General features: G+C 34.3%; 7 protein-coding genes. 6 read left to right on the top strand and 1 reads right to left on the bottom strand.

The window, feature by feature from the left end; all coding sequences use genetic code 11:
* Positions 1-231 precede the first annotated feature (231 nt).
* The 6 genes from JO950_RS20475 to JO950_RS20450 all read left to right on the top strand — a co-directional run bounded on the left by JO950_RS20475 (position 232) and on the right by JO950_RS20450 (position 5,301).
* Positions 232-2,148 (top strand): DUF294 nucleotidyltransferase-like domain-containing protein, encoded by a 1,917-nt coding sequence (locus JO950_RS20475; RefSeq protein WP_202704295.1) that lies wholly within the window; start codon positions 232-234, stop codon positions 2,146-2,148.
* Between the two features lie 2 nt (positions 2,149-2,150).
* Positions 2,151-2,747, top strand: coding sequence for a PolC-type DNA polymerase III (locus JO950_RS20470; RefSeq protein WP_017497471.1), 597 nt, complete (start codon positions 2,151-2,153; stop codon positions 2,745-2,747).
* Positions 2,748-2,817: 70 nt separating this feature from the next.
* Positions 2,818-3,195 carry an AraC family transcriptional regulator gene (locus JO950_RS20465; protein WP_202704293.1) on the top strand — a complete coding sequence of 126 codons (378 nt, stop codon included), beginning with the start codon at positions 2,818-2,820 and terminating at the stop codon, positions 3,193-3,195.
* Between the two features lie 75 nt (positions 3,196-3,270).
* Entirely contained in the window at positions 3,271-4,026 is a 756-nt protein-coding gene (locus tag JO950_RS20460) for an SDR family oxidoreductase (protein WP_202704291.1), read from the top strand.
* Positions 4,027-4,516: 490 nt separating this feature from the next.
* Positions 4,517-5,056: an SRPBCC family protein gene (locus JO950_RS20455; protein WP_202704289.1), complete on the top strand. Its 540-nt coding sequence runs from the start codon at positions 4,517-4,519 to the stop codon at positions 5,054-5,056.
* A gap of 26 nt (positions 5,057-5,082) precedes the next feature.
* Positions 5,083-5,301 (top strand): DUF4287 domain-containing protein, encoded by a 219-nt coding sequence (locus JO950_RS20450; RefSeq protein WP_202704288.1) that lies wholly within the window; start codon positions 5,083-5,085, stop codon positions 5,299-5,301.
* 61 nt (positions 5,302-5,362) lie between these two features.
* On the opposite strand, the gene acs is transcribed toward JO950_RS20450, so the two are convergent.
* Complete coding sequence (acs, locus tag JO950_RS20445; protein ID WP_202704286.1) at positions 5,363-7,270, bottom strand: acetate--CoA ligase; 1,908 nt, start codon at positions 7,268-7,270, stop codon at positions 5,363-5,365.
* Positions 7,271-7,451: the final 181 nt, after the last annotated feature.

The raw sequence follows: 7,451 nt of genomic DNA, 5'->3' as shown, positions 1-7,451 counted from the left end.
CTAATGCAAAAGAATCGATTCTCAGTGCTACTCTGTGGCTGTACTTTCACGAATCCATATCAATAACTAATTTAAATTGAGTTTCAAAATTATAATGAGCTGTTTTAGAAGCTTTAAAATGGTTATATTTAAGGTTTCTTTAAAATAATTATATTCTGTATGGGATGCTTTCATTCTAAGACATAATTTTCTTATTTTTACATTCGATACTTTAAAAAAAATATCAACCGTATGAATACAATTGCTGAGCATATTGCAGATTTTTTAAAAGAATACCCGCCATTTGATAATTTAACTTTTCAGGAATTATCAGATATTGCAACTAACATTCGTGTGATCAATTTAGAAAAACATGCAGTATTATTTCAAAACAATGACCTGCTTCATGACAGCTTTTATGTTGTTGCTTCAGGTATTGTAAATCTGACCACAATTGCTGATGCCGAGGAAACGATTATAAACAAATGTCATGAAGGAGATATTTTTGGCTTGCGTCCGTTTTTTGCCAAAAATAACTATATGATGACGGCTAAAGCTCGTGAAGAAAGTATTATCTATGCTATTCCAATTGCAGTTTTCAGACCATTCGTAGCGAATAATTCGGATGTGTTGAATTTTCTGTTGGAAAGCTTTGCTGTAAATTCAAGACATGCAAAGGACAATGTACATTCCAACGGGAAATTGATTTCTGATACTGCTTTTTATGTAGATCAGCAATCTGAAATGCAGTACATTCAGTCTTTGGCTTATAATAATTCACCTTTAACAACTGAATCCAATCACATTATCAAAGATGTTGCTATTTTGATGACCGAATCATTGGTAGACAATATTGTGATCTGTGAAAAAAACAATCCAATTGGTATTGTAACCAACGCTGATTTATCTTCTAAAATTGCGACTGGCCGCTATCCTATTACTGAAACCATTGATAAGATTATGTCTTCGCCGGTGGTTACGGTTATTGAAAATGTTTCTTTGGCTGAAGCACAATTATTAATGTTGAAACATAATGTTACTCATTTATGTGTTACCAAAGATGGTACAAGTAAATCTGCTGTAAAAGGAATTATTTCCGAGCACGATCTAATTGTGGCTCAGGCCAGTAATCCTGGTGTTTTGATTAAGGAAGTAAAACGTTCTCAATTACCAAAAGATCTAAAACAAATCCGCGATCGTTTGTCTGATTTAATTCAGAATTCGATCCAAAAAAATATTCCAATTTCGCATGTCAGTAATATTGCAAGCGAAATTAATCTGGCTATTATTAAACGTGCTGTCGAGCTGTCTATTTTAGATTTAGGCTCCCCTCCTGCTCGTTTTGCGTGGTTAAGTATTGGTAGTCAGGGACGTAAAGAGCAGCTTTTGCTTACAGATCAGGACAGTATTCTGATTTTTGAAGACGTAGCACCGGACAAGTACAGAGAGGTAAAAGATTACTTTTTAAGACTGGCTAAAAGAGCAACTTCCATCTTAGAAAAAGTGGGTTACGAACTTTGTCCAAACGGACATATGGGGAGTAATATGCTTTGGTGTAAGTCGTTGACAGACTGGACAAAACAGTATAATAGCTGGATGAATACTCCAGGTGAAAACAGTAATGATTTGAGCAGTATTTTCTTTGATTATGAGATTGTTTTTGGAGAACCAAAAATTGAAGAAGTGATCGAAAACGTAATCTTTAAGAATGCCGTAAACAATACTTTGTTTTTTGATTTCTTAGGGAATGATGCTTTAAAACGCAATTCTCCATTAAGCTTTTTCAAAAAGTTTATTATTGAAGAAGAAGGACCACATAAAACAAAATTTGATATTAAAACCCGTGCATTAATGCCTTTAATTGATTCAGCTCGTTTGCTGATTTTGAATGCTAATATAAAGGGAATTAAAAATACTTATTTGAGATTTAAACAATTAGCGATTACAGATTCTAAAAATGCAGAGATTTATTTAAGCTGTGCTGAAGCTTTTCTAACTTTGTCTAAATTTAGAACTGTTGAAGGTTTGAAAAATGACGATTCCGGACAATATATCAATTTGAGGGAAATGTCCAAAACAGACAAAGAAAAGTTAAAAAATGCCTTAACCCCAATGAAAGACCTTGAGGAATTAATTAAGAGTAAATTTCAACTTACACAATTCTCATAAGTATGCTAGACTGGATTAAAAATATCAATAAAGAGTATCCTGATTTTTGGAAGGAATACTTAACGAAATTTGAAGTTAAACCAAACAGATTTGTGGTGTTATCTACAGAAACTTCAGGTTTAAATCCGAATAAAGATGTTATTTTATCTTTAGGCGCATTTTCGGTTACGGATGACAGCATTGTGATTAAAGACAATTTTGAAGCTGTTTTGCTGCAGTACAAATTTTTGCAGGATAACGGACTTTCTAATGAGTTTATCATCGAAAGCAAAATGATGAAGATGCCGGAACCTGATGCGATAGAAGCTTTAATCAATTTTATAGGAAACTCAGTTCTGGTTGGACATCATATTAATTTTGATATCGAAATGCTGAATGCAGCATTAGAACGTCTGGATTGTGGAAGATTAAAAAATGAAGCGCTGGATATCGATATGATGTACCGAAAATTGATGGATATTAATGACAAACAGTTTTCTTTGGACGATTTAAGTGAAATATTCAAAATTCCGAAAAGCGATAGAAATTCGTCTGCAGAAGACGCGTATAAAATTGGCCTATTATTCCTGAAACTGAAATCGAGATTAGGAATTAAATAGGCAGTTGGATTCACCATAAATGATTGTTGAAGTAAAACGAATTTAAATTTTGTTTTATAAGTGTTGGATAATGAGTGAAATGAATCAAAAAATAGTAAAAAGAAGTAAGGAAATCACTGAAAAGTATTTCCTTTTTTTGGATACACATATTGCGGAGGTCCTTTTGGGAAATGGCGCCGACTTTATGGAAATCAACCAAATAGCAAGTGCGTTGTTTGTTTCTCATAAGCATTTGACTGATACCGTTCAAAAAGAAACGGGAAACCACCCTTGTTACTTTTACGATTTAAAAATTATTGAAGAAGCAAAAAGAATGCTTGCCCGCACCGATAAATCTGTTTCTGAAGTTGCCAGAACACTTACCTACGACCCATCAAATTTTTCTAAATTCTTCAAAAAATTTGTTGGACAGACACCGGGACAGTTCAGAGCGGAAAATCAAAAATAAAATTTCCGAAAAGTTCACCATGAAATAAACGAGCTGTTTTGTCATCTTTACGTTATTAATTTAAAATTAGATACAATGGCAAGAAACAATTTGAAAGGGAAAGTGGTTTTAATTGCAGGTGGTGCAAAAAACTTAGGAGGTTTGTTAAGTCGTAATTTTGCAGCTAAAGGTGCAAAAGTTGTCATTCATTACAACAGCGAAAACACAAAGGCAGATGCGGAAAAGACTTTGGCAGATATTGAAAATGCCGGAGGAGAAGCATTTTTGTTTCAGGCCGATCTTACTGAGGTGAAAAATATTACCAAGTTGTTTGATGCTGCAATTGCTAAGTTCGGAGGTGTTGATATCGCTATTAATACTGTTGGGAAAGTGCTAAAGAAACCTTTTGCAGAGACTACCGAAGAAGAATACGACAGTATGAGTGATATCAACTCAAAAGTAGCCTATTTTTTTATACAGGAAGCGGGTAAAAAATTGAATGACAATGGTAAAATTAATACGATTGTTACTTCCTTACTGGCAGCATTTACCGGATATTATTCTACTTATGCAGGGGCAAAAGCTCCGGTAGAGCACTTTACGAGAGCGGCTTCAAAGGAATTTGGTTCGCGAGGTATTTCTGTTACAGCTGTCGCTCCGGGACCTATGGATACACCATTCTTCTATGGTCAGGAAAGTGCTGATGCAGTGGCTTATCACAAACAGGCTTCGGATTTAGGAGGACTTACGGACATCAAAGACATTGCTCCTTTAGTTGAGTTTTTAGTGACCGATGGCTGGTGGGTAACCGGGCAAACTATTTTTGCTAATGGAGGATATACCACAAGATAATTTGGAGTATTCAAAATAAAGCATAGCTAATTAAATATTGTAAATCCGATAATCCCAAGGTTTTGGGGTTGTCGGATTTGTTTTTTTTAGAGTTTTTTTGTTAGGTGAAAAGCTGTCAGGCTAAGGGCAATCAAAGTTCTTTAGTTTTGCAAGCCTTTGATTTTGTTTGTTTTTCGTGGCGGCAGAAAGAAATGACGTAAATCCCCCTATTGTTGTCATTTACGTACAGTATTGTCTTTTGTAAGTAATCGCATCTTTGTCTTGTTAGTTTGATTAAAAATTAACAGAAAAAGTAAAACAAAATGACAACTATAAATTCTTATCTGGTTTTCAGCGGTAATTACCTTAAAGTAAAGGTATTATGTAGAAAATGTTTGAACAGTCAGATTATATTTCAGGCCATCGGTGAATCTCCGGGATGTTTAACTTCACTGCAAATCAAAATTAGAAATAAATATAAAGAGCTTTTTAATTAACCAATTTAACAAAAATGAAAATGATATTCGTAAAAATAATAACGGTATTGGTAGCTATAGTTTCAATAGCTTTAGTAGTAGCGATGTTTACTAAAAATAAGTATACTATTAAGAGAGAAATAACTATTTATAAACCCAAAGCGGAAGTTTTTGATTTTATAAAACTGAATCGAAATCAAAAATTGTACAGTAAATGGCTATTGCTGGATCCTGCCACAAAAATAGAGATAACAGGTACTGACGGGACTGCGGGTTCTCTTCTGACTTTTGAAAGCAAACACCATAAGACTGGTAAAGGAGAATGGGAAATAAAAAAAGTAGAAAATAACAGAATCGATTTTGAACTTCGTTTTCTAGCGCCTTATGTATTTACGGCAAACGGGCATATGGAAACAGAAACGTTAGCCGGAAATCAAACAAAGCTTATCTGGATTTATAATAGCGGAATGAACTGGCCTAAGAATTTTATGCTTCTTTTTTTTGATATGGATAAAATAATTGGAGCTGATGTAGAAGAAAGTCTAACGAACATAAAAACGATTGTCGAAAAATAAAGTATAACCTTTAAAACTACAAAATTATGTCATTTCAAGCTTATTTAACCAATATTAAAACAAAGACAGGAAAAGGTCCTGATGATTTTAAAAAACTTTCAGATGAAAAAGGATTTTCTGTCAGTGGAGAATTAAAACCTGAAGTAAAAGCAACCGAAATTGTAACCTGGCTAAAAGCAGATTTTGATTTAGGTCACGGACACGCAATGGCTATTTATGCGCTTCTTAAAGGATTAATGAAGTAAAAAAAATAACCGATATAAAAAAAGCTGCCCAATGGACAGCTTTTTTTATTTTATGAAGATACTAGACCCTCGCTTTTGTAATTTCGTCAACAATTTCAGGGTTTAGCAAAGTTGAAGTGTCTCCAAAATTAGAAAAATCACCTTCTGCTATTTTACGTAAAATTCTACGCATAATTTTTCCTGAACGTGTTTTAGGCAAGCCTGAAACAAACTGAATTTTGTCGAGTTTTGCAATTGGTCCGATATGGTCAGAAATATATTGATTGATCTCACGGCTAAGATTAGATCGGTCTCTAACTTCTCCTGTTTCTTTTAAGATTACAAAACCATATAAGGCATTTCCTTTAATGTCATGAGGGAATCCAACGATAGCAGATTCGGCTACTGCAGGATGTTCGTTAATGGCATCTTCAATAGGAGCTGTTCCTAAGTTATGACCGGATACAATTACAACATCATCTACTCTACCGGTAATTCTGTAATACCCTACTTCGTCTCTCAATGCCCCGTCACCTGTAAAATATTTTCCCGGGAAAGCAGAGAAATAAGTGTCTTTGTAGCGTTGGTGATCCCCCCAGATTGTTCTGGCGATTCCCGGCCATGGAAATTTAATACATAAACTTCCAACAACCTGATTTCCTTCGATTTCATTGCGTTTCTCATCCATCAAAACAGGTTGAATTCCCGGTAATGGCAAAGTCGCGTAGGTTGGTTTAGTTGGGGTTACAAAGGCAATTGGCGAAATCATAATTCCACCGGTTTCAGTCTGCCACCAGGTATCCACAACCGGACATCTTTTATCTCCAACGTGATCGTTGAACCAGTGCCAGGCTTCTTCGTTGATGGGCTCTCCAACTGATCCAATTACTTTAAGTGATTTTAGAGGGTATTTTTGGATATAATCTAAACTTTCTTTTGCAAGTGAACGAATTGCAGTTGGTGCGGTATAAAATTGTGTGATTTTATGTTTTTCAATAATATCCCAAAAACGGCTAAAGTCAGGATAAGATGGAACTCCTTCAAAAATTACGGTTGTTCCTCCATTTAATAAAGGTCCGTATAAAATATAAGAGTGACCTGTAATCCAACCTATATCAGCAGTACACCAGAAAATATCATTTTCTTCGTGATTGAAAACATTTTTAAAGGTATAAGCAGTATACACCATATATCCTGCTGTGGTATGTACCATTCCTTTTGGTTTGCCTGTAGAACCAGAGGTGTACAGAATGAATAACGGATCTTCAGCATCCATTATTTCCGCAACACTATTATCTAAGGCTTTATCTAATAGAGGCTGTAACCATTCGTCACGGCCGTCTTTCATTTTAACTTCGTTATTAGTTCTTTTTACAACTAAAACTTTAGTAACAGACGGGCAAGTTTCTAATGCCTCATCAACAATTCCTTTAAGGTCAATGTTTTTATTACCTCTGTATCCTCCATCAGAAGTAATAACCATTTTACATTCGCAATCAATTATTCTGGCAGACACAGCAGAAGCTGAAAATCCTGCAAAAACAACAGAATGAATCGCTCCTATTCTGGCACAGGCCAATACAGCTACTGCCAATTCAGGAATCATAGGTAAATAAATACAAACTCTGTCTCCTTTACGTACGCCTTGCTCGCGCAAAACATTCGCCATTTTTGAAACTCTTTCGTACAATTCATTATACGTTATATGTAAAGCGCTTTCTGAGGGATCATTCGGTTCAAAAATGATAGCCGTTTTTTCTCCTCTTTTGCTTAAATGTCTGTCGATGCAATTTTTAGTGATGTTAACTTTTGCTTCTGTAAACCATTTTACTTCCGCATCAGCCATATTAAAATCAACTACTTTTTCCCATTGCTGGTACCAGGTAAAATTTTCCTCAGCTATTTTTCCCCAAAACTTTCTAGGCTCTCTTATCGACTTATTGTAATGTTTAAAATACTGTTCTAAATTTTCAATTTTATAATAACTCATACGTTTTTAGAATTTTTTTTTATAAATGTATTAAATATCAGTCTATTCTTAAAATTATTTAATTCATAAATAATAGGAAAAAAAAACAGATATTGAAAAAAATATTACTTTTTAATAAGTATAATATAAAAAACGGCTTTTTGATGAAAAAAGACATTTTGCAAAAAAGGCACGATAAATG

Origin of the sequence: Flavobacterium sp. UGB4466 (assembly GCF_903469665.1) — a bacterium.
GTDB lineage: Bacteria > Bacteroidota > Bacteroidia > Flavobacteriales > Flavobacteriaceae > Flavobacterium > Flavobacterium lipolyticum.
Note: the sequence above shows the minus strand (reverse complement) of the source record. Positions and strands in the feature narration are given on the sequence as shown.

Coding starts and splice junctions, on each gene's coding strand:
- JO950_RS20475 (WP_202704295.1), top strand. CDS start 232: ATGAATACAATTGCTGAGCATATTGCAGATTTTTTAAAAGAATACCCG.
- JO950_RS20470 (WP_017497471.1), top strand. CDS start 2,151: ATGCTAGACTGGATTAAAAATATCAATAAAGAGTATCCTGATTTTTGG.
- JO950_RS20465 (WP_202704293.1), top strand. CDS start 2,818: ATGAGTGAAATGAATCAAAAAATAGTAAAAAGAAGTAAGGAAATCACT.
- JO950_RS20460 (WP_202704291.1), top strand. CDS start 3,271: ATGGCAAGAAACAATTTGAAAGGGAAAGTGGTTTTAATTGCAGGTGGT.
- JO950_RS20455 (WP_202704289.1), top strand. CDS start 4,517: ATGAAAATGATATTCGTAAAAATAATAACGGTATTGGTAGCTATAGTT.
- JO950_RS20450 (WP_202704288.1), top strand. CDS start 5,083: ATGTCATTTCAAGCTTATTTAACCAATATTAAAACAAAGACAGGAAAA.
- acs (WP_202704286.1), bottom strand. CDS start 7,270: ATGAGTTATTATAAAATTGAAAATTTAGAACAGTATTTTAAACATTAC.